Here is a 24,001-nt window from a genome sequence, read left to right on the forward strand (position 1 = left end):
TCGGCGAGCGAAGGTCAGGCAAGGCAAAAACAGGCGAGGAACGGCCGGGGTCGCGTTCGACTTTAGGGGCCTAAATGAGCATTCCGAGCCTGTTTTTGCGTAGCGCCGGAGGCGCCCAGCACGCAGCATGGCCTGCGTAACGCCGAAGGCGCCCAGCGCGCAGCCACTTTTCGTACAGAGCCTAGGGTCATGCCTGGACTTGGGAGGACACCATCATGAGCCAGATCACCCAACATGCCCTGAAGCTCAACGGCATCGAATTGCACCTGCATGCCGACGGCCCGCTAGACGGCCCGCCGGTGTGGCTGCTGCACGGTTTTCCCGAGTGCTGGTATTCGTGGCGCCGGCAGGTCGCGCCGCTGACGGCCGCCGGCTACCGGGTGCTGATCCCGCAGATGCGTGGCTACGGCGACAGCAGCGCCCCAGAGGAGGTAGCCGCCTATGACGTGCTGACCCTGTGCGCGGATATCCAGCAGGCGATGGATGCCCTGGGCCAGCAGCAGGCCTGCATCGTCGGTCACGACTGGGGCGCCGTGGTCGCCTGGCACCTGGCGCTGCTGGAGCCGCAGCGGGTCAAGGCCCTGGTGACCCTCTCGGTGCCTTTCGCCGGCCGCCCCAAACGCCCGGCCGTGGAGATCATGGCCGAGCTGTTCGCCGAGCGTTTCAACTACATCCTGTACTTCCAGGAGCCCGGCGTCGCCGAGCGGGAACTGGACGCCGACATCGACCGCAGCCTGCTGCATTTCATGCACGACTGCGAACACCTGCTGGATGAGAAGAGTCCGTCGGCCCTGCTGTTCGACGGCATGCCGCCGCACCAGGCACCGCCCGCCTGGTGCACGCCAGAGGACTTTGCGGTGTACCGACGCACCTTTGCGGGGCGAGGTTTTCGCGGCGCCTTGAACTGGTACCGCAACTTCGAGCGCAACTGGCAGCGGACCGAACACCTGGGCGAACGCCAGGTGAGCCAACCCACGCTGTTCATGATCGGCGACCGCGACCCGGTGGGTCAGTTGGAAGCTCGCACTATGGAGCGCATGCCCGGCAAGGTGCCACGCCTGGAACAGCATCGGCTGGCGGATTGCGGGCACTGGATCCAGAGCGAACGGGCGGAAGAGGTCAATCTGCGGTTACTGGATTTTCTTGGGAGGAACTACCCCTGCCCGCCTGCCGTGCAGACAGGGGCCTAGCGTTACAGGCTGCGATATTCGAGGGTGAGGTGCGCCAGTTCGTGGACCGGCGCCAGGCGCTGGCGGATGGTTTCGGCGCTGACGCCGGCAGCCGCTACCACACTGACGATCGCCGCCCGCGCCTGCGGGCCCACCTGCCACACATGCAGGTCGGTGATGCGCGCATCGCCGGCGGCTTCCACCGATTGGCGAATCTCGCCGGCCAGGTGTTCGTCCGTGGTGTCGAGCAGCACCGCCGCGCTGGACTTCATCAAGCCATAGGCCCAACGCCCGATGACCAACGCGCCGACCACACCCATCACCGGGTCGAGCCAGACCCACCCCAGATAACGCCCCGCCAGCAAGGCGGCGATGGCCAGGACCGAGGTCAGGGCATCGGCCAGCACATGGACGTAGGCCGAGCGCAGGTTGTTGTCGTGGTGATGGCCGTGCCCGTGTGAATGCGGATGCGGATGCTCATGAGCAGGCTGATGAGCGTGATCATGGCCGTGATGGGCATGGCCGCCGGAAAGCAGCAAGGCGCTGACAATATTCACCAGCAGCCCGACCACGGCGATCACGGTCGCCTCGGTGAACGCCACCTGGGTCGGCTGCAACAGCCGCAGCAACGACTCGCCGGCGATGCCGATGGCCACCAGGCCGAGGATCAGCGCCGAGGCGAACCCCGCCAGGTCGCCGACCTTGCCGGTGCCGAAACTGAAGCGCGCATTGTCGGCATTGCGCCGGGCGAAACCGTAGGCCGCCGCCGCGATGCCTAGGGCCCCGGCATGGGTCGCCATATGGAAGCCGTCGGCCAGCAAGGCCATGGAACCGGTGAGATAACCGGCGGCGATTTCGCCGATCATCATGATGAAGGTCAGCGCCACCACCCACAGCGTGCGCCGGGCGTTTTCATCGTGGGCGGCACCGAGGAAGTGGTGGTCGTGGGTCAAGCCTGCAGAGGGCAAGGTGAGGCGCATGGGGTGGTCTCCGGTCAGGAATAACGTCGAATGGCTTCGAGCAGTTCGTTCACGCCCTTGGCCCGTTCTTCATCGCTGAGTTCGGGGTGAGCCACATGCTCCAGGGCATGGGCCTCGATGATTTCCCCCATCAGGCCGTTAATCGCGCCGCGGGTGGCCGCCACCAGGTGCAGGGTCTTGGCGCACTCCGCGCCGGACTCCAGGGCCCGCTCCACGGCCTGCACCTGGCCAAGAATGCGCCGGACCCGTTTGAGCAGATCGTCTTTCTGTGCGTGCGTGTGCGACATACCTATACCCCCTATACCTATATGGCACCCATCCTGGCCGATGACTGGAACAGACGCAAGAGGCCAAAGCCCGTTGCGTTTCAACCAGCCACAACCTGGCCCCGCCTGGCGAAAGCACGGAAGCACGATTTCAAGGGAGATCTAGGGAGCAAGGGCGTGGCGATTCTGTTCGAGCCCACGCCCAGCCCGGGTAACGCGGCCCGATCAGGCAGAGCCCTGACCTGGCCAATAAGCGAAATCAGTCGTCGCGAGTCAGGACTTCCAGCAACTCGATCTCGAACACCAGGTTGGAATTCGGCGGGATCTTACCCATCGAGCGCTGCTGTAGCCCAGGTGCGCCGGTACCAAGAGCTTGCGCTTGCCGCCGACCTGCATGCCTATCAGGCCCTGGTCCCAGCCACCATTTTTCAGATTGTCCCTACAGACCTTCCATAACCGAATCCACTAGCGTCCCGAAGCCAACTGCAAATGCTCTTCGCTCCCCTCTGACGGGGGCTTTCTTTATGGACAATGTGGACGCGAACACGGATGAGTGGCTACGTACCGAACGCCCCGAAGGGCTATCGCAACAAGGGTGTAGAGCCCGTCGATCTGGGCGCCCAACGCTGGGCCGAATACAAAGACCTGCCGCCAAAGGCAGAAGACAAACCCGTCACCATGGGTTGTGTCTTTGCCAAAAGCTGCAACCTGCCTGACGGTGTGATCGATCACAAGAATCCGGCCGGATTTGTGCCTGTTGAGAAGCTGGCTGATTACGGGCTATGGGCTGTATTAGCTACCGGGACGGCAATCACAGCGCAAGGTTCCTCTCTCCAATTGGTGGGCGGCTCTGCCACTGGCAGCGCCATTGCCAAACGTCTTGGCGGATCACTTTTTCTCACACTGCTAGAAAGTGCCGGAGCCGTCGCGGCTTGCGCTGTTGGGGGCACAATTGCCCTGTTAATACCAAACACCAGCATTTCCCCCGATAGCGCATTTTACAAAAACGATCAGTACTCCACGCTTGATGCTGGCCGCACTCGTGTGCGAGTCAACGTGAAGACCTTGCCGGACGGCTCCGTTAACGCTTACGGGTTCTACACAGGCGGTAAAACGGACTGGGAGAATGCTCCAGTCATCAAGGCTAAGAAGGACGGCGAAAACTACGTCGCAGACATCGGTAACGGGATTGGACTCACTTGGACGCCAGCGGCGAGCCCTGACAGTGCCCTAGGTATTCCTGCTCTAGAAGGTGCCCCGCAACTACCACCTGTGTGGGTTTACCCTCCCACTGAGCAGGCCGATAAGATACTGGTCAACCCAGTGCATCCGCCCGACTACCAAGACGCGATTATCTGGTTTCCCAGCACCGATATTCAGCCGATTTATATTTCGCTGAGTGTTCCGGGAGACCATAGCTATTATCCACCACCTAAAGGCCTGACAGCTTTTCCTGACGCGGTAAGAGCAGACTCTAAAACCAGGGTTCAAGGCGGAGGAGCAATGCGTAAACGCTGGAAGGATCGTAAAGGCCGTATTTACGAGTGGGACAGCCAGCATGGCGCGGTCGAAATATACGATAAACAAGGGAAGCATCTTGGCGAATTCGACCCTGAAACGGGTGAGCAGACCAAGCCCGTCAAACCCGGTCGAACAGTAGAAAAATAGAGGTGTTTATGTACTTGTGTATTACTGGTTTTTTGCTCAATAGCAGAGAAGATGACTCGCTCAAGTATGAGCTTGATGTAGACAGCACCTATAACAAGCAAATTGTAGAAACTCTCGGCCATACCAGCCTTAACGCCATGGCGGAAGGCGAATGGCTGCTAACCAATGAACAAATAACAGCAATATCAGAAATCATAGGGCAACCACTCCCAACTGATTTGAAACTGTACATTGGCGTTGAAGCATAGGGACATATTTTCTAGCCCCACCCACGCCCCAGAGAATCGATACACGTTTACAAGAGCGTGAGTTTTCAGGCCAGAAAGTAAAGATAGAGCCCGCATAACGCGCCCAGGCCAGGCAGCGCCCCGGCCTGGGCGATGGGCGAAATCAGTCGTCGCGAGTCAGGACTTCCAGCAGTTCGATCTCGAACACCAGATTGGAGTTCGGCGGGATCTTGCCCATCGAGCGCTCGCCGTAACCCAGGTGCGCCGGCACCAAGAGCTTGCGCTTGCCGCCGACCTGCATGCCCATCAGGCCCTGGTCCCAGCCCTTGATCACCCGCCCGGTGCCGATCACGCACTGGAACGGCTTGCCACGCTCCCAGGACGAATCGAAGGGCGTGCCGTCTTCCAGGAAACCGCGGTACTGGGAGGTGATCAAGGCGCCCTTGACCACCGCCTTGCCCTCGCCCACTTCGATATCGATCACCTGTAACAGGTCGCTCATCTATTCACTCTCTGTTGGAGGCAGCCGACAGTGGCGGCCGAGGGTGCGGAAAATAGCAAATTTTCCGCCTCGCGACTTGTCAGGCATGCTCCTGGAGGGGGCTGAGGCAGGGCACATTATCGATGCCGCCTGGCCCAGCCAGCATTTTTCAGATTGTCCCTACAGACCCTCCATAGCCGCATCCACTAGCGTCCCTAAGCCAACTGCAAATGCTCTTCGCTCCCCTCTGACGGGGGCTTTCTTTATGGACAATGTGGACGCGAACAGGGATGAGTGGCTACGTACCGAACGCCCCGAAGGGCTATCGCAACAAGGGTGTAGAGCCCGTCGATCTTGGCGCCCAGCGCTGGGCGGAATACAAGGACCTGCCGCCAAAGGCAGAAGACAAGCCCGCCACCATGGGTTGTGTCTTTGTCAAAAGCTGCAACCTGCCTGACGGTGTGATCGATCACAAGAATCCGGCCGGATTTGTGCCTGTTGAGAAGCTGGCTGATTACGGGCTATGGGCTGTATTAGCTACCGGGACGGCAATCACAGCGCAAGGTTCCTCTCTCCAATTGGTGGGCGGCTCTGCCACTGGCAGCGCCATTGCCAAACGTCTTGGCGGATCATTGGCTCTCACATTGCTGGAAGGGTCAGGTGTTGTTGCTACTGGCGCTGTAGTGGGCACTGTTGCGTTGCTGATTCCAAACACCAGCATTTCGCCTGACAGTGCCTTCTATAAGAATGAGCAGTACGCAATGCTCAAGACAGGCCGCACACGTGTTCGTGTCAATGTGAAGACCTTGCCGGATGGCTCCGTTAACGCCTATGGCTTCTACACGGGCGGCAAGACGGATTGGGAAAATGTCCCAGTCATTGAGGGCAGGAAAGACGGTGAGAAGTTTATCGCCGACATTGGCAACGGGATCGGCCTCACTTGGACACCAGCGGCAAGCGGTGACGGTGTACTGGGTATTCCTGCACTGGAAGGCGCGTCACAGTTGCCACCTGTTTGGGTGTATCCACCTACAGCACAATCTGACACGGTGTTGGCGAACCCCGCACATCCACCTGAATTCCGAGATGCAATTATCTGGTTCCCTGACTCGGGGATTGAGCCAATCTACATTGTGCTCAGTACACAGTTGGAGAAGAACAAGACGGCTGGCGCTGCTTTTGAAGATAAGGCTTACCCTCCATTTGCCGAAGAAATGGACGAGTCAACTCAACAGGTAACGCTGAAAACAAAGAGCGGCACCAGAACTCGTCTCGATATGATTGGCAGGGACGCGAACGGAGACATTGCGTGCGTCGGATGCACCACTTACACGCAATCAAAAGCTGGCGTTCCCGGAAATCGAAGAGAGCGGCGGAGTCATTGTTGGTAAAGGTAAACCTGGCTTCCCCGGAGGAACGGTTATACCGCCAACCCGAGTACAAATCTTGCGACCGAAAATAGACTAACGCAATCAAGGAACAGCTATGTCAGTTACAGATACCGAAGTCATCGACATGTGGGGAATCCCAAAATGGGATCACAACAAAATAGTTCTCGGGATCACAGACCATCTTGGGTGGGCTGACAAAACCGAACAGGGCGAGCACCTTCTTGCGCTTCAAGAAAAGCTGAATGCGTACATCGCTTTCATCGAAAGCGGCGACATCTACACCGAGATTCCCGGCGCCCTTGGTAAGTCCCCCATCATCCGCATCATCGGGAAGTATGAGCTTTCAGAGCAAGGTGAACTCCTTGTTGATCGCGCTACCGAGGTGTTAAAGGAAGTAGGCATTGGCCTAGAGTTCGTGCTTAAACAAGACGATGTGACAGACAACGAGTGACCGGCGATGCGCTCCAGCTTAGGGGAGAGGGCAAGGCGCCAAAGCTCTGGCTACAGGGATCAAGAACTGACAGAAAAAGAAAAGCCCATTCAATGTGGGCTCTCATAGGGAGAGTTGAGTAATGGAATTGAAGAGCCATTTGGCTTACTACACCGAACAGGAATTCAAGGCTCTGATCCAAGCGATTGAAAATGCACGAACTGAGGAAGAGCGAGCCGAGCTTGTCGATCACTTCAACAAGATCGTTCCCCATCCAGCAGGGAACGATTTACTGTTCTATCCAGAGGCTGGGGAAGACGATTCAGCCGATGGCGTAACGCGGACTGTCAGCAGCTATTGCCGTGACAAGGGCCTACCGGGTTTCAAGATCTGATCAAAGGTGCTGAACGCAAACACCAAGGAGGAACTCAGGCACATCTGGAATGTGCAGCACCGGACATGATCCCCACGCTCAACCTCCCCCCTCAAGAACTCTTGAACAAACTCCAGACAAACGCCAGCAACCCACCCACAGTCGCCCCTCCCGCCAGCCAGCCCACCACCGACAACCCCTGCCAGGCCGGGCCGGCCGCGGCGAGCTGTGGGCCAAAGGCGATCAGCAGCGCACTGATCAGCAGGGCCAGGGACACGCGGGTCGAGGCCAGGCGCAGGGATTTTTCCAGGCGCTCGACGCCCGGCATGTCGAGGCGCAGGTCGACCACGCCGTGTTTCAGGCGGTTGATCAGCAGGCGGGTCAACTGCGGCAGTTCGACGGCGACGCCGCGGCCCAGCTCCAGGCCGTCGAGGCCCAGGCGGCGAGCGAGCTTCCAGCTGAACTGCTGCTTGAGCATCTGGCTGATGGCCGGGCGCGCGGTGGCCACCAGGTCCAACTGAGGATCGAGACGGGTGAGCACGCCATCGGCGGTGATCAGCGCCTTGAACAGCACCAGCAGGTCGGCCGGCAGCAACAGTTGGTATGCGCGCATCAGGCCGAGGAAGTCCTCGATCATCGCACTCATGTTCAGCGCCTTGCCGCCGTGCCGCCCCATGAATTCCCGCGCAGCCTGTTCGATGGCGGACAGGTCGCGCACCTGCTCGCCGCTCCAGTCGATCAGCACCGCCACCAGCGCTTCGGTACTGCCCTCGGTCATGGCCCGCATAAAGCCCATGACCTCCAGGCGCCGGCGCTCGTCGAGGCGCCCGACCATGCCGAAGTCGATAAACCCGACGCGGTTGTCGTCCATGGCCCGCAGGTTGCCGGGGTGTGGGTCGCCGTGGAACAGGCCGTCCTCCAGCAGCATCTTGATAAAGGCCTGGGCCCCGCGCTGCGCCAGCAGGCTCGGGTCCAGCCCCTGCTCGATCAGGGCCTGGCGTTCCAGTGGTGTATGGCTGGGTAGGAATTCCTGGACCAGCAGGCGCTCGCTGCTGTGCAGCCAATGGATACGCGGAATGGCGATCTGCGGATGCTCGGCGAAATTCGCCGCCACGGTGTCGCAATGCTGGCCTTCCTGGGTGAAGTCCAGTTCTTCAAGCATGGCCCGGGCCAGTTGCCGGACCATCTGCCGCGGCTGGTAATGAGCCAGGGCGGCGTTCTCTTCCACCAGCATCGCCACGCCTTCCAGCAGTTGCAGGTCGGCGCTCATCTTGCGCCGCAGGCCGGGGCGCTGCACCTTGACCACCACCGCCTCGCCGCTGAGCAGGCGCGCGCGATAAACCTGGGCGATAGAGGCCGCGGCCAGGGGCTCGGTGTCGAACTCGGCGAACACCTGGGCCAGCTCGCAGCCCAGGTCATCGCGCACCTGCTCCTCCAGCTCGCTCCAGGGCAAGGTCGCGGCGCTGCTGTGCAACGACTCCAGCTCGCTGATCCAGTGCGGCGGCAGGATATCGCTGCGGCTGGCGAGGATCTGCCCGAGCTTGATAAAGGTCGGCCCGAGTTTTTCCAGGGCCAGGCGCACCCGTTGCGGCGTCGAGTCCTGCGGCTGCGTTTCAGTACCGGCTTGCGACTCGCCCAGCAGGCGCCCCAGGCCCAGGCGCAGCAGCACATCCTGGGCACCGAAGGCCGCGAGCACGGCGACTATCTGATGCACCCGCTTATGGTGTTTGAGTGCCGTCCAGGTGGGTTCGAGCATGGTCGGGATGATCCTTCACAAGGTGACGCCCGCGGCGTGGCCGACGGACTCAAGGTTGGGTGGCGCGCCTGCCGGGGACTCCGGCACCGACAACGCACCCTGCAAGGTCCGACCACAACGAGCGGCAATCATTCAGAACGCGGCAGCGCCGATTGCACGCGCCTCCTCGTCCGAGGTGCTGCCGAAGACCGCATGCCGGCGGTTGCCCATGGCGGCGCCCGCGATAAATTCGGTTACCATGGCGCCCCCCTGAAATCCGCACGCCGATAAGGACATCCGTATGGCTGTTTCAACTATTGTGGTTCTGCTCGTTCTGGCCCTGCTGGTGGTCTACGTCATCACCGTCTACAACGGCCTGGTGGCCCGCCGGAACCGCTTCAAGAATGCCTTCGCGCAGATCGAAGTCCAGCTCAAGCGCCGTTACGACCTGATCCCCAACCTGGTGGAAACCGCCAAGGCTTACCTCAAGCACGAGCGCGACACCCTCGAAGCCGTGACCGCGGCGCGCAACGCCGCGTTGGCAGGTCTCAAGGCTGTCGCGGCCGAGCCCGGCAACCCGCAGCACATGGCCCAGCTGGGCCAGGCCGAAGGCGCGCTGTCCAGCGCCATGGGCCGGCTGAACCTGAGCATGGAGGCCTACCCGGACCTCAAGGCGTCGCAGAACATGCAACAGCTGAGCGAAGAGCTGACCAGCACCGAAAACAAAGTGTCCTTTGCCCGCCAGGCCTTCAACGACACGGTGATGGATTACAACAGCTACAAGCAGAGTTTCCCGCCGGTGATCCTGGCCGGCCTGTTTGGCCATGGCGCCGACGCCAGCCTGCTGCAATTCGCCGACAGCGCCCTGATCCAGGAAGCCCCCAAGGTCGCGTTCTAAGCCCCTGTCACCCTGGATGGTCCGATGAATTTTTTTGAACACCAGGCCCGGGCCAAACGGCGTACCGGCACCCTGGTGCTGCTGATGATCCTGGCCGTGCTGTGCCTGGTGACGGTCACCAGCCTGGCGCTGAACCTGCTCTGGCTGCAATTTCTCAAGGAGATGAAGCAGTCGCCGAGCTTCGACTGGCAACTGACCGCGATGATCGCCGCGGTGGTGTTCCTGGTGGTGATCGGCAGCAGCATGGGCAAGCACTCCGAACTGAAAGCCGGCGGCAAGGTGGTCGCCAAGCGCCTGGGTGGCCGGCTGATCAACCTGCACCCGGACGGCCTGGAAGAACAACGGCTGCTCAATGTGGTCGAGGAAATGGCCCTGGCCTCGGGCACGCCGGTACCGCAGGTGTACGTGCTGCCCGATGCCGGGATCAATGCATTCGCCGCCGGCTTTACCCCACAGGAAGCGGTGATCGGGGTCACCCGCGGCGCCATCATGGTGTTCAACCGTGAGGAACTGCAGGCGGTGATCGCCCATGAGTTCAGCCATATCTACAACGGCGACATGCGCCTCAACACCCGGCTGGTGGCGATTGTCCACGGCATCCTGGTTATCGGCTTGACCGGCGAGGCAATGGCCAACGGGGTCAACCAGGCCGGCCGGCTGGCACAGAATCGGGTCGGCGGGCTGGCGATGTGGAGTGGCCTGGCGCTGATCCTGCTGGGCTCGGTCGGGACCTTTTTCGGCAATATGATCAAGGGCGCCATCAGCCGCGAGCGCGAGTTCCTCGCCGATGCCTCGGCGGTGCAGTTCACCCGCAACCCGGCCGGCCTGGTCGGCGCGCTGAAAAAAATCGGCGGTTATGCCGCCAGCTCGAAACTCGACAGCGCTTTCAGCTCCGAATACAGCCACTTGTATTTCAGTGAAGGGGCCACCCTCTCCGTCTACGGTCAGTCCGCGACCCATCCGCCCCTCTCGGCGCGGATCCGCCGCCTGGAACCCGGCTGGGACGGCCGCTTGCCCACCGTCGAAGCCGTCGAACTGCCGGCCGAGCCCGCCCGCGCCGGCCTGGACAGTTCCGGGGAGTTCAGCCGCCAGTCGCAAGCGACCAGCGCCCTGGTCTTCGACCTGAATGCGATCAAGCAGTCGATTGCCAGCATCGGCAGCCCGAACGCGCAACATCTGCTGACGGCACAAGCGGCGCTGGTCAGCCTCGACCCGGCGCTCCAGCGCAGCGCCCACAGCACCACCGGCGCCCAGGCGCTGGTCTATGGCCTGCTGCTGTCCGCCAACGATTCGATACGCCGCCGGCAACTCGCGCAGCTGGAGGCCAACAGCCCCACCGAGGTCTTCGGTTGCCTGCAAGCTCTGCAAAAACAGCTGGCGGCCCTCGACCCGAACCTGCGCCTGCCGCTGCTCGACCTGTCGATTCCGGCCCTGCAGCAGCTGGACAAGAAAGCCTGCAAGCCGTTCATGGACAACCTGCGACAACTGATCGACGCCGACGACCAGGTCGAGCTGCTGGAGTGGACGCTGCTGCGCATCGTGCAGCGCAATGTCGAAGGCCTGCCGGCGCCCGAATACAAATGGGGGCTGTTCCAGCGCAGCGAAGAACTGGCGGTCCTGCTCGGCGCCCTGGCCAGCGCCGGGCAAAAGACCGCGCAGCAGGCCCAGCTGGCCCTGGCTCATGCCTGGACCGGCCTGCCCTTCGCCCAGCCGCAACCGGCGCAGGTCGACCTCGAACACCTGGATGCCGCCCTGGTGCGCCTGCGCCAGCTGATGCCCGAGGAACGGCCGACGCTGCTGCAGGCCATGGCCCGTTGCGTCTGCTACGACGGCCAGGTCACCGTGGCCGAAGCCGAGCTGATGCGCGCCGTGGCCGATGTGCTGGATTGCCCGATGCCACCGCTGCTGTCCTCGGCAGTCGCCGACCCCGTGTCTTCCCCGGCATCTGCCAGCGTCCCCCAGACCGCCACGCTCTGAGTACCGGTCAAGCATGCCTGCCCAGCGCCAGCCTGGGCAGGCACCGCCATCCTTACCAGAGCGCGATCTCGTAGGTGAAATAGAGGCGGTTGCTGTCGCGTCCCCGGGCGAATTCGGAACGGTACACGTAGTTGCGCAGCTTCACCCCCAGCCCCTTGAAGCGGCCTTGCTGCACCACATAGGCCAGTTCGGCATCGCGCTCCCATTCCTTGATCGCCGTGTTCGAGCGGCCGTCGCTGCCGCTCAGGTAGCGGGTGGAAAACGCCAGCCCCGGCACCCCGAGCGCGGCGAAGTTGTAGCCGTAGCTGAGCATCCAGGTTTTCTCGTCTTCCTCGATGAACTTGCCAATGCCCACGTTGCTGAACGAGTACACCGTGGCGCCGCTGATGTAAGGCAACCCGGCATCCCCGTTGAGCACCTGGTAGCCGCCGCCCAGGGTATGGCCGGCAATGGCATAGGACAGCAGGCCGCTGAGCATATCGTTGTCGATGTTGCCGCCGTAGGCCGAACCGCTGTCGCTGCTGTGGAAGTAACGCAAGTCACTGGTCAGCACGCCGGCGCCCAGCTTCAGGTCGTGCTGGATACCGGCGAAGTGCTGCCGGTAGAAGTTCTCGAGCTCGCCGTAGAAGTAGCTCAAACGCAGGTTCTTGCCGAGCTTGTAGTCGCCCCCGGCATAGGTGAAGTCCCCGGACTTGTCGCCGGCATAACCGTCCGCAACGATCGGCACGCTGTCGCTGGAATCGCGCAGCTTGAAGCGATCCAGCCGGCCAGCGGTGAGCGTCAGGTTGTCGATGTCGCTGCTGGTGAGCTGCGTGCCCTGGTAGGTCTGCGGCAGCAGGCGCGCGTCGTTGTAGATCAGCACCGGGTTCCTGGGCAGCAAGGTGCCGTACTTGAGGGTGGTCCCGGCCAGCCTGGCCTTGGCCGTGACACCGGCACTGGCGAACTCGTCGGCGGCGCGACCGTCGTCATGCACCGGCAGCAAGCCGGTACCGCTGCGGCCCCGTCCCGAGTCGAGCTTGACCCCGACCAGGGCCAGCCCATCGACGCCCAGGCCGAGGGTGCCGGGGGTGAAACCCGACTGGAAATCCAGCAGCAGGCCCTGGGCCCACTCCGTGCGCTCGCTCTTGGCCGTGCGTGCCGCCCGGGCACTCAGGCCATGCTCGTCACGGAAGTTCTCATTGAAATAGACATTGCGCAGTTGCAGCTTGAGCGTGCTGTCGTCGCCGAAGCCTGCCGCATCAACGGTTGTCAGCGGCAACAGAGCGGCCAGGGGCAGCAACGCCCCACGGGTGATCGAAAGGGTCATATCGGACTACTCATTGTTGTTATTCGAGGTGTTGCGCGCGCCACGCCCGTGGCGCGCCGGGGAACCCTTGGTGGTTCAGGGATGGCCCAGGAGAACGGGCTCAGGAAAACAGGGTCAGCGCGCCGGTCAGCAGGGCCAGGGCAGTAATCACCAGGGAGGTCAGCACCGCCCATTTGACGGTGGCTCTCTGGAAGTCGCCGATGTCGCGATCGACCATGCCCACCAACAGCAGGGTCGAGGCCACCAGCGGGCTCATCAGGTGCACCGGCTGGCCGAGGATCGAGGCCCGGGCGATTTCCAGCGGATCGATGCCATAGGCCGCCGCGGCATTGGCGAGGATCGGCACCACGCCGAAGTAGTAGGCATCGTTGGACAGCACGAAGGTCAACGGCATGCTGGTAATGGCCACCACCAGCGGGAACAGGTGCCCCCACGACGGCGGGATCCAGTCCACCAGGGTCTGGGCCAGGGCATCGACCATCTTGGTACCGGAGAAGATCCCGGCAAAGATGCCAGCGGCGAACACTAGCAGCACCACCGTCATGGCATTGCCCGAATGGGCGAGGATCCGCTCTTTCTGCAGCTCCAGCTGCGGGTAGTTGATCATCAGCGCCAGCACGAAGCCGATCAGGAACAGGATCGCCGAATGCATCAGCCCCATCACCAGCGCCACCATCACCGCCACCACCAGCATCAGGTTGACGTAGGCCAGCTTCGGTCGCTTGCAGGGTGTGTCCTCGACTATGGCCTTGATGTAGCAGTTGCCTCCACCGCTCTGCAGTTGAGTGTTGCCGATGCGCTTGCGCTCGGCGCGGCCCAGCAGAAAGGCGCTGAACACCACCCAGGCCGCACCGCCGATCATGGTCGGCAGCAACGGCACGAAGTACTCGCCGGCATCCAGCCCGAGGGCGGCAATGGCCCGGGTGGCCGGACCGCCCCAGGGGGTCATGCCGCTCATGATGCTCAGGGAGAGCATGGCGATGGTGGCAAGGATCATCGGGTTCATGCCGATGCGCTTGTACAGCGGCAGCATCGCCGCGCAGGTGATCATGTAGGTGGTGGTGCCGTCACCGTCCAGGGCCACCAGCAGCGACAGCAACGCGGTGCCGACGGCGATCTTCACCGGGTCGCCGTTGACCCGCTTGAGGATCTTGCGGATCAGCGGGTCGAACAGGCCCGCGTCGATCATCAGGCCGAAGAACAGAATCGCAAACAGCAGCAGCGCCGCGGAGGGGGCGACCATTTTCAGGCCGTCGAGCATCATTTTTCCGGTGCTGCCGGCAAATCCGCCAATCACCGCGAAGACGATCGGCACCAGAGTCAGGGCAACGATCGGGGACAAGCGCTTGGTCATGATCAGGAACGTGAACACGACCACCATGGCCAGGCCGAGTAATGCAAGCATGTGGGATTCTCTTGTTGTTATGGACAAGCATGGCCGACGCCCAGGCGCACAGCCCCCTTACCCGCCAGGCGGAGCCTGGCGAGGGTTGCAACCGGGTAACGGTGTTGTGAGGGCGCCGCGAACGGCTAGAGGTGTTTGCCGGTCTGCACCGGCTCCCAGGCTTCGTCACTGGCCTGGGTATTATTCGCCGCCTGGCCATCCAGGGCCTGCAGCAGCACCTGGCGTTCGCAGGCGTTTTCCGACAGCGAGATCACGACCGTGGCCACGGCATTGCTGGCCAGGCTGGTGAGCGCCCGGGCCTCGGACATGAAGCGATCGATGCCGATCAACAGCGCCAGCCCCGCCAAGGGGATGTCGTGGATCACCGTCAGGGTCGAGGCCAGCGCGACGAAGCCGCTGCCGGTGACACCCGCCGCGCCCTTGGACGACAGCAGCATGATCGCCAGCATCGTCAGCACCTGCCCCAGGCTCAAGTCGATGTTGCAGGCCTGGGCAATGAAAATCGCCGCCAGCGACAGGTAGATGGCCGTGCCGTCGAGGTTGAACGAGTAGCCGGTGGGCAGTACCAGGCCTACCACGCCTTTCTTGCAACCCAGCGCCTGGAGCTTTTCCAGCATGCGTGGCATCACCGGCTCGGTGGACGAGGTACCCAGCACCACCAGGAATTCTTCACGCAGGTAGCGCAACAGCTTCCACAGGCTGAACCCGTGGGCGCGACAAAGTCCGCCCAGCACCACGAAGACGAAGAATCCGCAGGCGATGTAGAGGGTCATGATCAGCTTGGCCAGGGCGCCCAGGGAGGTAATGCCGTACTGGCCGACCGTGAAGGCCAGCGCACCGAACGCTCCGATCGGGGCAAAGCGCATCAGGTAGGAGAAGATCTTGAACACCATGTGCGAGGCGGCTTCCAGCACATCCAGCACCGGCTTGCCGCGCTCGCCCAGGGACGACAGGGCAAAGCCGCAGAGCACTGCGATGAACAAGACCGGCAGCACCTCACCCTTGTTGAAGGCGCCGATAAAGGTCTCGGGGATGATGTGCATGAAAAACTCCACCACACCCAGCTTGGCCGCCGACTCGGTGTACTGCGACAGGCCCTGGGTACTCAGCTGGGTGGGGTCGATGTTCATCCCCGCGCCTGGCTTGAACAGGTAGACCGCCACCAGGCCGATGATCAGGCTGATCACCGTCAACGCCAGGAACAGCAGCAAGGTCTTGCTCAGGAGGCGCCCCAGGGAGCGCTTGTCGTTCATCCCGGCGATCCCGGTGACGATGGTGCAGAACACCACCGGCGCGATCATCATCTTGACCAGCCTGATGAAGGCATCGCCCAGGGGCTTGAGGGCAATGGCCTGCTGGGCCCAGAAGTGCCCGACCACCACGCCCAGCAGCACGGCACAGATGATCTGGAAGTAGAGCGATTTAACGACTTTCATGGCATCACCCATTTTTAGAATTGTTCTGATGCGAACGACTGTCACTGCGGTGCAGGACTATCCGGCCAGGCGTTGTGACGCCGGGGCGTAGACGAAACCGGAGAACAGCCTTCGCGCGGTGCGAACCACCGAGGCGCGAATGGTCTCTCCCTGGTTGCCGGTGTAGGACAATACGACATCGATCCCGCCACTGGGGTGCTCCAGGCGCACTTGCTTCAGTTGCGTGGCTCCGCCCAGCAGTTCGGCGGCGACACTGCCCGCGCTGACACAGGCGGTGGCCAGGCCGATGGAGCCGGTGATAGCCAGCGCGCGATGGCAACTGTGGGGCATGAAATAGCGCACCTGCAAGGTTCCGCCCGCCTTGGCCGGGGAAACCAACACCGGTTTGGGAATCACCTTGTCACTGACGTCGCCCAGTCCCATGGCCAGGCCGGCCTGCAAGCGCAAGGACTCCAGCCGCTCCAGAAAGGCTTTGTCGGCGTCCAGCTCGGCGGGAGACTCATCGCCGCGCTTGCCCAATTGCCCTGCCTCGACGATCAGCATCGGCATGGCCATGTCGATGCAAGTCACCGGTACGCCATCGATCAGGTCCAGGGTGTTCCCGGTGGGAAAGAGTTTGCCGGTCTTGCTGCCCGCGGCGTCGAGGAACGTCAGTTGCACAGGAGCGGCGGTGCCGGGCACGCCATCGATGGCGGTATCGCCTTCGTAGCTGACCTTGCCCGCCGGCGTCTGCACCAGGGAGTGGACGAAGGTGCCGGTATTGAGATTGCGGATCCGCACCTGGGTCTGCTCGCCAGTGGCCTTGACCAGGCCTTGCTCGACGGCGAAGGGGCCGACCGCGCACAGCATGTTGCCGCAGTTGGGCGCCGTATCGACCCGGCGCTGGGACACCATCACCTGCACGAACAGGTAGTCGACATCGGCCTCGGGGTGCAGCGACGGGCTGACGATCGCGACCTTGCTGGTCTGCGGACTGCCACCGCCAATGCCGTCGATTTCCAGCTCATGCCCCGAGCCCATCAGGTCGAGCAGCAGCTCATCGCGCTGCTCGATGGACACCGGCAGATCCCAGGCGAGAAACACCGGTCCCTTGGAGGTACCGCCGCGCATGAGCACACAAGGAATTCGTTGCATGGACATAGACTCTTGTTAATCAATCGGGTTAATTGATGTTCTGGGCACAAGAGTGTCAGGGAACGAACGATGTTTCCAATGCAAAGATCGTAGCGATTATTGCGTTTCACACATGAAAATTCTAAAGTGGCAGCGCCTGCCTTCCTGCCCTCGCCTGAGACGAAAAACATGGAATATGAGCTCCAGGACATAAGATCCTTCGTGAAAATCGCCGAACTCGGCAGTTTCCATGAAGCCGCCGATGCCCTGCACTTGTCCCAACCGGCCCTGAGCCGCCGGATCAAGAAGCTGGAGGAAGGCCTGGGCACCGCCCTGCTCGACCGAACCACGCGCAAGGTCAGCCTGACCAGCGTCGGCCGGGATTTCCTGCCCAAGGCCCGGCGCCTGCTGGATGACTTCGACGACTCGATCCTCAATATCCGCGAACTGGCGGAACGGCAGATCGGCCAGGTGACCCTGGCCTGCATTCCCACCGCGGCCTTCTACTTCCTGCCGTCGGTGATCCGCCTTTATAACGAGCGCTATCCGAAAATCCGCATCCGCCTGCTCGACCTCAGCGCCAATGAAGGGCTGGAAGCGGTGCTGCGCGGCGAGGCGGACTTCGGTATCAACATGATGAGCGGCCAGCACCCGGACATCGAGTTCGTGCCCCTGGTCAACGAGCCTTTTGTACTGGCGTGCCGGCGTGACCATGAGCTGGCGAAAAAGACCTCAGTCACCTGGTCGGAACTCAGTGATTACCGGCTGATCGGCGTCGGCCGCCTGAGCGGCAACCGCATGCTGCTGGACCACGCCCTGTCCGGCCTGAGCTGGCGTCCCCAGTGGTTCTACGAGGTGCAACACCTGTCCACCTCGCTGGGCATGGTCGAGGCCGGGCTCGGCGTGTCGGCCATGCCCAGCCTGGCCATGCCCGCGGCCGACCACCCGACCCTGGTGAGCATTCCGTTGAGCGAACCGGTGGTCAACCGCACCCTGGGCCTGGTCTACCGGCGCGGCGCCTCGCTGTCGCCCGCCGCGGAAAAGTTCGTGTCGATCCTGCTCGAGCAGTGGCCGCATTGACGGTTCGTGGCGCAGGCAAGCCAATGTGGAATAGCACGAACACCTGAAACCTGCGCCTGACAACCTGCGGCGTATCGGCCATTAACGGCTGACTGCGCCGGGCCCAGACTTTATGCTGCACAGCCATCCCCCCATGGAACCTGCGGGCCAAACGGTTGCCTGAGGCGCAGCCGTTTTTTCCGTGCACCACCCAATACCCGTTTTCCCAGGAGTAAGCCCATGCCCCATGAAGGCAACCTGTTGCAAGCCGCTGTCGTGTTCCTGTTCGCGGCGGTGCTGACCGTCCCCCTGGCCAAGCGCCTGCAACTGGGGGCCGTGCTTGGCTACCTGCTGGCCGGGGTGATCATCGGCCCGGCGGTGCTGGGGCTGGTGGGCAACCCGCAGAGCATCAGCCATGTGTCGGAGCTGGGCGTGGTGTTGCTGCTGTTCATCATCGGCCTGGAGCTGTCGCCACGGCGCTTGTGGGTGATGCGTAAATCGGTGTTCGGCGTCGGCCTGGCCCAGGTCCTGCTGACCGGGGTGGTGATCGGCTGCGTGGCCCTGTTCCTGTTTGGCCAGCCGCTGAACAGCGCCATCGTGCTGGGCCTGGGCCTGGCGTTGTCGTCCACCGCCTTCGGCCTGCAAAGCCTGGCCGAGCGCAAGGAGCTGACCAGCCCCCACGGGCGCCTGGCCTTCGCCATCCTGCTGTTCCAGGACATCGCGGCGATTCCGTTGATCGCCATGGTCCCGGTGCTGGCCGGGGTCGACCACAACACCAGCAGCGCCGAAGACCTGCGCCATGGCCTGCAAGTGCTGGGCAGCATCGCCGTGGTGGTGATCGGCGGCCGCTACCTGTTGCGCCCGGTGTTCCGCGTGGTGGCGCGCACCGGCCTGCCGGAAGTATCTACCGCCACCGCCTTGCTGGTGGTGATCGGCACTGCGTGGCTGATGGACATGGTGGGCGTGTCCATGGCCCTCGGCGCCTTCCTCGCCGGCCTGCTGCTGGCGGACTCGGAATACCGCCACGAACTGGAAGCGCAGATCGAACCCTTCAAGGGCCTGCTGCTGGGGCTGTTTTTCATCAGCGTCGGCATGGGCGCCAATATCGGCCTGCTGTTCAGCGCGCCGATCGCGGTGCTGGGCCTGACCCTGCTGCTGATCGCCATCAAGCTGCCGCTGCTGTTCGTGGTCGGGCGCCTGGCCGGTGGCCTGGGGCGCTTGAGCGCGGTGCGCCTGGGCGTGGTGCTGGCGGCCGGCGGTGAATTCGCTTTCGTGGTGTTCAAGATCGGCCGCGACCAGGGCCTGTTCGAGGCGCGCCTGTATGACCTGCTGGTGCTGACCATCACCCTGTCCATGGCCGTGACCCCACTGCTGCTCCTGGCCTGCGCGCGCTTCTTGCAGCCCAAGGCCAAGCCCGTGGAGATGCCCGCCGAATACCGCGAGATCGAAACCGACGCGCCACGGGTGGTGATCGCCGGCATGGGCCGGATGGGCCAGATCGTCGCGCGGATCCTGCGAGCGCAGAAGATCCCTTTCGTCGCCCTCGACACCTCGGTCGACACCATCGAGCTGACCCGCAGCTTCGGCGGCATGCCGGTGTTCTACGGCGACCCGATGCGCGCGGAAATCCTCAAGGCGGCCAAGGTCGGCGAGGCGGAATACTTCGTGATCGCCACCGACGACCCGCAGACCAACATCAACACCGCGGCGGTGGTGCGCAAGCTCTATCCGCACATCAAGATCATCGCCCGCGCCCGTAACCGCCAGCACGTGCACAAGCTGGTGGACCTGGGTGCCGAGGCGGTGCGGGAAACCTACTACTCGAGCCTGGAAATGAGCCGCAAGGCGCTGATCGGCCTGGGCCTGACCCACGCCCAGGCCGACTCGCGGATCAAGCGCTTCACCGCCCACGACGAACAGGTGCTCGAAGCCCAGCACGCGATCTACGACGACCACGCCAAGATCCTGCAATCGGCCCAGGAAGCCCGGGCCGAACTGGCGCGGCTGTTCGAGGCGGATGAGCAGGACGAGCAGGCCGAAGGCGTGTTGCCGCCACCGCGCTGAACATCGAGCTATGCGGTGCGGCTGAGATCTTTCGCGAGCAAGCTCGCTCCTACAGAAAAGCACCACGATCCCTGTAGGAGCGAGCTTGCTCGCGATGGCGTCAGGCCTGACTCCATCCCCTGGGCTCCTGACATCATCTGTCAGTCAGTTGCGCTACAGTGCTCGACGCCCCGTCCCGAATGGATACGCCGATGACCGCAGCCAGCCCCAGCGCCCCCGCCCTCAAGGAAATCTTCAACGTCGAACGCCTGGAACACATCGCCCGGGAAATGCTCGCGGTGTACCCGGCGTTCGACCACCGCGGCTTTCTCGCCCAGGCGAAACAGGGCCTCGCTGACCTCTCGGTGATGCAACGCCTGGCGCGGGTCAGCGAAAGCCTGCAGGCGGTACTGCCGGCGGATTACGAGGCCAACCTCGCACGGCTGTACGACCTGGCCCCGCGCCTGAACAGCCGCTTCGTCTGCATGTTCCTGCCGCACTATGTGGCCAGCTACGGCAGCCACGCCTTCGAGCGCTCGATGCAGGCGCTCAAGTATTTCACCGCCTTCGGCTCCTCGGAGTTCGCCATCCGCCCGTTCCTCGCCAATGACCTGCCGCGCACCCTGGCGGTGATGCGGGACTGGGCCCGGGACGACAACGAACATGTGCGCCGCCTGGCCAGCGAAGGCAGCCGCCCGCGCCTGCCCTGGTCGTTCCGCCTGGAGCGGATCCAGGCCGACCCAAGCCTGGCGGCGCCTATCCTCGAACGCCTCAAGGCGGACCCCAGCCTGTATGTGCGCAAGTCGGTGGCCAATCACCTCAACGACATCACCAAGGACCATCCCGACTGGGTGCTGGCGCTGATCGAAGGCTGGTCCCTGGACAACCCGCACACCGCCTGGATCGCCCGCCACGCCTTGCGCAGCCTAATCAAGCAGGGCAATCGCCGGGCGCTGGCGATCATCGGCGCCGGGCAGGCGCCGCAGGTGAAGTTGCAGGGTCTGCGGGTCGAGCCGGCGGTGATCCGCCTGGGGGAACGGATCAATCTGTCCTTTGCCCTGGAGTCCACCGCCGACGCCAGCCAGCGCCTGGTGGTGGATTACGCCATCGACTACGTCAAGGCCTCCGGCGGCACCAGCGCCAAGGTGTTCAAGCTCAAGGCCTTCACCCTGCCCGCCAAGGCCCGGGAACAGCTCGGCCGCGCCCAGCACATCCGCGAACTGACCACCCGCCGCCACTATCCCGGGCGTCATGAGCTGCATATCCTGGTCAACGGCGAGCGCCTGGGCAGCACGGCGTTCGAGATCCACAACTGAAACCGCAAGGAACGAGCATGCCGGCCCATCCGCTGAAAACCCTGATCGAAGCCGCCGACCGCGCCATCACCGCCGAAGACTTCGACAGCCTGATGGATTTCTACGCCGAGGACGCCACGCTGGTGGTCAAGCCGGGCCTGGAAGCCCGGGGCAAGGAACAGATCCGCCGGGCCTTCGTGGCCATCGCCGAGCACTTCAACCACAGCATGGTGGTCCGGCAAGGCGCGATGCAGGTCATCGAAGGCGCCGGCACCGCGCTGGTGATCATGCACACCCTGCTCGACACCCTGGACCGCGACGGCATCGCCAGCACCCTGGAACGGCGCGCCACCTATGTCTTTCGCCATGAGCCGTCGGGCGCCTGGCGCTGTGTGATCGACAACTCCTACGGCACCGACCTGCTCGACGGCTGAGCCCGCGGGCGGCGATCTCGTAACAAATTGTTTCGCAAAATCCGCCGAGCGACTTCTTGCGAAAACAACGGAAAACCACCTGGAAGCGTTCAGCTTGCAGATATGGCTTTGCGCCATATCTGCGGGGACGAAAACCCTGTTTCGAGGAAAAATTCCAGCGCCGCGAACGCCCTCTCCCGCTGTCCAACGATCTCGACTGATCCGAATAAACCGCTCTATCTCGGGCCTTACAGCCGACACTAATTGTCAGACAATGCTGTAAATCCGTATTGCGATAAATTATCATTTGGCGCCTCCCCCGCTAGCCACCCGCCTGTCACGCGCGATTCGCCGTGTGCGAGGTGGCTGATTTCAATGATTCACCCGAGGCGCTCATGTACCGTTTTCCGCTTTACCGTCCCCTGATCTGCGCCGGTCTCGGACTGCTCTCCTGGCAAGCCCTGGCTGCCTATCAACCGCAATCGGAAGCTGCCCTGGCCGCCGACGCCGTGATGGAATGCCAGTTCAACGCCGACCACAGCAGCGACTGCACCACCACCCAGCACTACACCATCCTCACCCCGGCGGGCCGGGAAATGCTTTCGCGCATCGACTTCAGCTATGCCGAAACCGATGGCTTCGAACTGCGCAAAGCCGAATTCACCCAGCCGGGCGGCAAGCCCGTGGCGCTGGCGCCGGCGCAGATCGATACGCGTACCGCACCGAATCCGGAACAGGGTTTCCTGCGCGAGAAACAGACGTCCCTGGCCTTCCCCAACCTGCGGGTCGGCACCCGGCTCAGCTACACCGTGCAGCAGCACTACGCGGCCAAACCGCTGCTGGGGCAGTTCCACTCGGTGCTGCAGTTCGGCCCCAAGCCGGTGCGCCAGGACAGCTTCAAGATCACCTACCGCGCCACGCGCCCGATCATCTGGCGCAGCGAGCAGATGGACGACTACCGCTTTACGGCCTCCAGCGATCGGAAAAAACTCACCATCGAGCAGAAGGCCCCGGTCTTCCTCAACTACATCAATGAACCCTCGATCGGCTTTATCCGGCAGGTGCCGCGGGTCGAGCTGGGCAGCAGCACCGAGGTGCAGGACTATTTCGGCCCACTGGCCCAGCGCTACCAGCAAATCCTCGCCACGCCGCTGCCGCCGGCCAGCGCCAAGGCCGTGGCCGGCCTGCGCGAGCTGCCGCCCGCCGAGAAAGTCGCCGGGCTGATGCAGCACATCAACGACAACTACCGCTACCTGGGCGACTGGCGCGCCACCGAACGCGGTTACGTGCCGTTCGAGCTGGAGCAGATCGAACAGCGCGGCTATGGCGACTGCAAGGACCTGGCGGTGCTCCTGGCGGCCATGCTCAAGGCCAGCGGGATCAAGGCCGAGACGGCCTGGGTCAGTCGCGAGAACGTCGTCGCGCCACTGTTGATCCCCGGCACCCACGCGCCGAACCATGCCATCGTGCGGGCCGAGGTCGACGGCAAAGTGTGGTGGCTGGACCCGACCAACCCGGTGTTCGACCCGGGCCGCAGCATGCCGGACATCCAGGAGCGCTGGGCCTTTGTCAGCGACGCCAACGGCCAGGTGCGCCAGGACTACATTCCGCTGGAAGCGCCGGACACCAGCATCGTGTTGGACAAGCAGGAACACTTCGATCGCGCCGGCCAGGCCCGGGTCAACGCCCGTATCGAATTCAGCCACATGGAGCTGATGCGACTGATGGTGTCCGACAACCAGAACGGCATCGCCAGCAACGACCAGAGCCTGTGCGAGCGTTTCACCCGGGAACTGCGCGACTGCCAGATCGATCGCGAGCCGACCGCTTTCGTCGCCCCCAAGACTTACCGGGTCAAGGCCTCCCTGACCGACCTCAAGCCACTGGAAAACATCTCCGGCAGCTACTTCTACAAGAGCCCGGCCCTGGAGGGCGACTGGGACTTCCTGGTCAACTATCGCCGCAACGGCCAGCTGGCGGACCTGTACATCGGTGACGCCAATACCCTGCGCTACACCATTACCCTCTCCGGCGCCCAGCTGGACAAGGACGTCAAGGCCTGCAACGTGCGCTCGCCCTGGTTCGACATGGACCTGCGCAGCGAACGGGTCAAGGGCGAGTACCGCTACCACTACCGCCTGAGCCAGAAAAAACGCTGGCTGAGCCATGAGGACATCGTCAGCGCGCCGTTCGAGGCCATGGTCAGCCAGGCCAAGGACTGCTCCGAGCAAGCGCGGCAGTTGGTGCAGCTCAAGGGTGCAGCGAAAAAGAGCTGATCCGCCCCCCCCCTGTAGGAGCGAGCTTGCTCGCGATGAACGCAAAAGCAACGCGCTCAT

The 24,001-nt window shown here is 63.0% G+C and carries 21 protein-coding genes and 1 pseudogene; 13 read left to right on the top strand and 9 right to left on the bottom strand.

The annotated features are described in order from the left end of the window. Positions 1-215: 215 nt before the first annotated feature. Positions 216-1,190, top strand: a complete 975-nt coding sequence (locus NRG23_RS07030; protein ID WP_257374190.1) for an alpha/beta fold hydrolase — start codon at positions 216-218, stop codon at positions 1,188-1,190. Positions 1,191-1,192: 2 nt separating this feature from the next. Here the strand turns inward: NRG23_RS07030 and dmeF are convergent, their stop codons facing one another. The 3 genes and pseudogenes from dmeF to NRG23_RS07045 all read right to left on the bottom strand — a co-directional run. After that, positions 1,193-2,149, bottom strand: coding sequence for a CDF family Co(II)/Ni(II) efflux transporter DmeF (gene dmeF / locus NRG23_RS07035; RefSeq protein ID WP_028682778.1), 957 nt, complete (start codon positions 2,147-2,149; stop codon positions 1,193-1,195). A 14-nt stretch (positions 2,150-2,163) separates the two neighbouring features. Beyond that, positions 2,164-2,436: a metal/formaldehyde-sensitive transcriptional repressor gene (locus NRG23_RS07040; RefSeq protein ID WP_009048394.1), complete on the bottom strand. Its 273-nt coding sequence runs from the start codon at positions 2,434-2,436 to the stop codon at positions 2,164-2,166. A 238-nt stretch (positions 2,437-2,674) separates the two neighbouring features. Then, positions 2,675-2,835, bottom strand: a pseudogene (locus NRG23_RS07045) (FKBP-type peptidyl-prolyl cis-trans isomerase); the annotation flags it as partial. A 129-nt stretch (positions 2,836-2,964) separates the two neighbouring features. Between NRG23_RS07045 and NRG23_RS07050 the strand changes: the two are divergent. Together NRG23_RS07050 and NRG23_RS07055 are read left to right on the top strand one after the other, a co-directional pair. Continuing rightward, positions 2,965-4,083, top strand: coding sequence for a colicin E3/pyocin S6 family cytotoxin (locus tag NRG23_RS07050; RefSeq protein WP_038631627.1), 1,119 nt, complete (start codon positions 2,965-2,967; stop codon positions 4,081-4,083). Between the two features lie 8 nt (positions 4,084-4,091). After that, positions 4,092-4,331, top strand: a complete 240-nt coding sequence (locus NRG23_RS07055) for a pyocin S6 family toxin immunity protein (protein WP_038579965.1) — start codon at positions 4,092-4,094, stop codon at positions 4,329-4,331. Positions 4,332-4,473: 142 nt separating this feature from the next. On the opposite strand, the gene NRG23_RS07060 is transcribed toward NRG23_RS07055, so the two are convergent. Beyond that, complete coding sequence (locus NRG23_RS07060; RefSeq protein ID WP_038631626.1) at positions 4,474-4,812, bottom strand: FKBP-type peptidyl-prolyl cis-trans isomerase; 339 nt, start codon at positions 4,810-4,812, stop codon at positions 4,474-4,476. Positions 4,813-5,081: 269 nt separating this feature from the next. Between NRG23_RS07060 and NRG23_RS07065 the strand changes: the two genes are divergently transcribed. The 3 genes from NRG23_RS07065 to NRG23_RS07075 all read left to right on the top strand — a co-directional run bounded on the left by NRG23_RS07065 (position 5,082) and on the right by NRG23_RS07075 (position 7,006). Then, positions 5,082-6,182, top strand: coding sequence for an S-type pyocin domain-containing protein (locus tag NRG23_RS07065; RefSeq protein ID WP_232291004.1), 1,101 nt, complete (start codon positions 5,082-5,084; stop codon positions 6,180-6,182). 94 nt (positions 6,183-6,276) lie between these two features. Then, a complete protein-coding gene (locus NRG23_RS07070; RefSeq protein WP_009048391.1) occupies positions 6,277-6,633 on the top strand; it encodes a DUF6572 domain-containing protein in 357 nt (118 codons plus the stop codon). Positions 6,634-6,754: 121 nt separating this feature from the next. Next, positions 6,755-7,006 (top strand): bacteriocin immunity protein, encoded by a 252-nt coding sequence (locus tag NRG23_RS07075; protein WP_009048390.1) that lies wholly within the window; start codon positions 6,755-6,757, stop codon positions 7,004-7,006. 91 nt (positions 7,007-7,097) lie between these two features. Here NRG23_RS07075 and NRG23_RS07080 read toward each other — a convergent pair whose 3' ends face one another. Further along, the gene (locus NRG23_RS07080; protein ID WP_257374200.1) at positions 7,098-8,741 is read right to left on the bottom strand and encodes an AarF/ABC1/UbiB kinase family protein; all 1,644 of its coding nucleotides are present in this window, start codon (positions 8,739-8,741) and stop codon (positions 7,098-7,100) included. Positions 8,742-9,021: 280 nt separating this feature from the next. Here NRG23_RS07080 and NRG23_RS07085 point away from each other — a divergent pair, with 280 nt between their 5' ends. Together NRG23_RS07085 and NRG23_RS07090 are read left to right on the top strand one after the other, a co-directional pair. Beyond that, positions 9,022-9,618, top strand: a complete 597-nt coding sequence (locus NRG23_RS07085) for a LemA family protein (RefSeq protein ID WP_009048388.1) — start codon at positions 9,022-9,024, stop codon at positions 9,616-9,618. Between the two features lie 24 nt (positions 9,619-9,642). Beyond that, positions 9,643-11,595, top strand: coding sequence for a M48 family metallopeptidase (locus NRG23_RS07090; RefSeq protein WP_257374204.1), 1,953 nt, complete (start codon positions 9,643-9,645; stop codon positions 11,593-11,595). Between the two features lie 52 nt (positions 11,596-11,647). Here NRG23_RS07090 and NRG23_RS07095 read toward each other — a convergent pair whose 3' ends face one another. The 4 genes from NRG23_RS07095 to NRG23_RS07110 form a co-directional block, all read right to left on the bottom strand. Beyond that, the gene (locus NRG23_RS07095) at positions 11,648-12,901 is read right to left on the bottom strand and encodes an OprD family porin (protein ID WP_257374205.1); all 1,254 of its coding nucleotides are present in this window, start codon (positions 12,899-12,901) and stop codon (positions 11,648-11,650) included. A 100-nt stretch (positions 12,902-13,001) separates the two neighbouring features. Beyond that, positions 13,002-14,306, bottom strand: coding sequence for a CitMHS family transporter (locus NRG23_RS07100; protein WP_257374207.1), 1,305 nt, complete (start codon positions 14,304-14,306; stop codon positions 13,002-13,004). 125 nt (positions 14,307-14,431) lie between these two features. After that, positions 14,432-15,754 (bottom strand): C4-dicarboxylate transporter DctA, encoded by a 1,323-nt coding sequence (dctA, locus tag NRG23_RS07105; RefSeq protein WP_016702814.1) that lies wholly within the window; start codon positions 15,752-15,754, stop codon positions 14,432-14,434. A 45-nt stretch (positions 15,755-15,799) separates the two neighbouring features. Further along, positions 15,800-16,876, bottom strand: coding sequence for a 4-oxalomesaconate tautomerase (locus tag NRG23_RS07110; RefSeq protein ID WP_009048383.1), 1,077 nt, complete (start codon positions 16,874-16,876; stop codon positions 15,800-15,802). Between the two features lie 168 nt (positions 16,877-17,044). Here NRG23_RS07110 and NRG23_RS07115 point away from each other — a divergent pair, with 168 nt between their 5' ends. From NRG23_RS07115 to NRG23_RS07135, 5 genes are all read left to right on the top strand, one after another. After that, on the top strand, positions 17,045-17,935 hold the full coding sequence (locus NRG23_RS07115; protein ID WP_009048382.1) for a LysR family transcriptional regulator: 891 nt from the start codon (positions 17,045-17,047) through the stop codon (positions 17,933-17,935). Between the two features lie 219 nt (positions 17,936-18,154). Then, a complete protein-coding gene (locus tag NRG23_RS07120) occupies positions 18,155-19,978 on the top strand; it encodes a monovalent cation:proton antiporter-2 (CPA2) family protein (RefSeq protein ID WP_038631611.1) in 1,824 nt (607 codons plus the stop codon). A 191-nt stretch (positions 19,979-20,169) separates the two neighbouring features. Beyond that, complete coding sequence (locus tag NRG23_RS07125; protein ID WP_009048380.1) at positions 20,170-21,273, top strand: DNA alkylation repair protein; 1,104 nt, start codon at positions 20,170-20,172, stop codon at positions 21,271-21,273. A 17-nt stretch (positions 21,274-21,290) separates the two neighbouring features. After that, positions 21,291-21,686, top strand: a complete 396-nt coding sequence (locus tag NRG23_RS07130; protein ID WP_025809552.1) for an SgcJ/EcaC family oxidoreductase — start codon at positions 21,291-21,293, stop codon at positions 21,684-21,686. Positions 21,687-22,060: 374 nt separating this feature from the next. Continuing rightward, positions 22,061-23,941: a DUF3857 domain-containing transglutaminase family protein gene (locus tag NRG23_RS07135; protein ID WP_257374214.1), complete on the top strand. Its 1,881-nt coding sequence runs from the start codon at positions 22,061-22,063 to the stop codon at positions 23,939-23,941. Positions 23,942-24,001: the final 60 nt, after the last annotated feature.

Origin of the sequence: Pseudomonas sp. T8, from assembly GCF_024610635.1 — a bacterium.
Lineage (GTDB): Bacteria > Pseudomonadota > Gammaproteobacteria > Pseudomonadales > Pseudomonadaceae > Aquipseudomonas > Aquipseudomonas chlororaphis_I.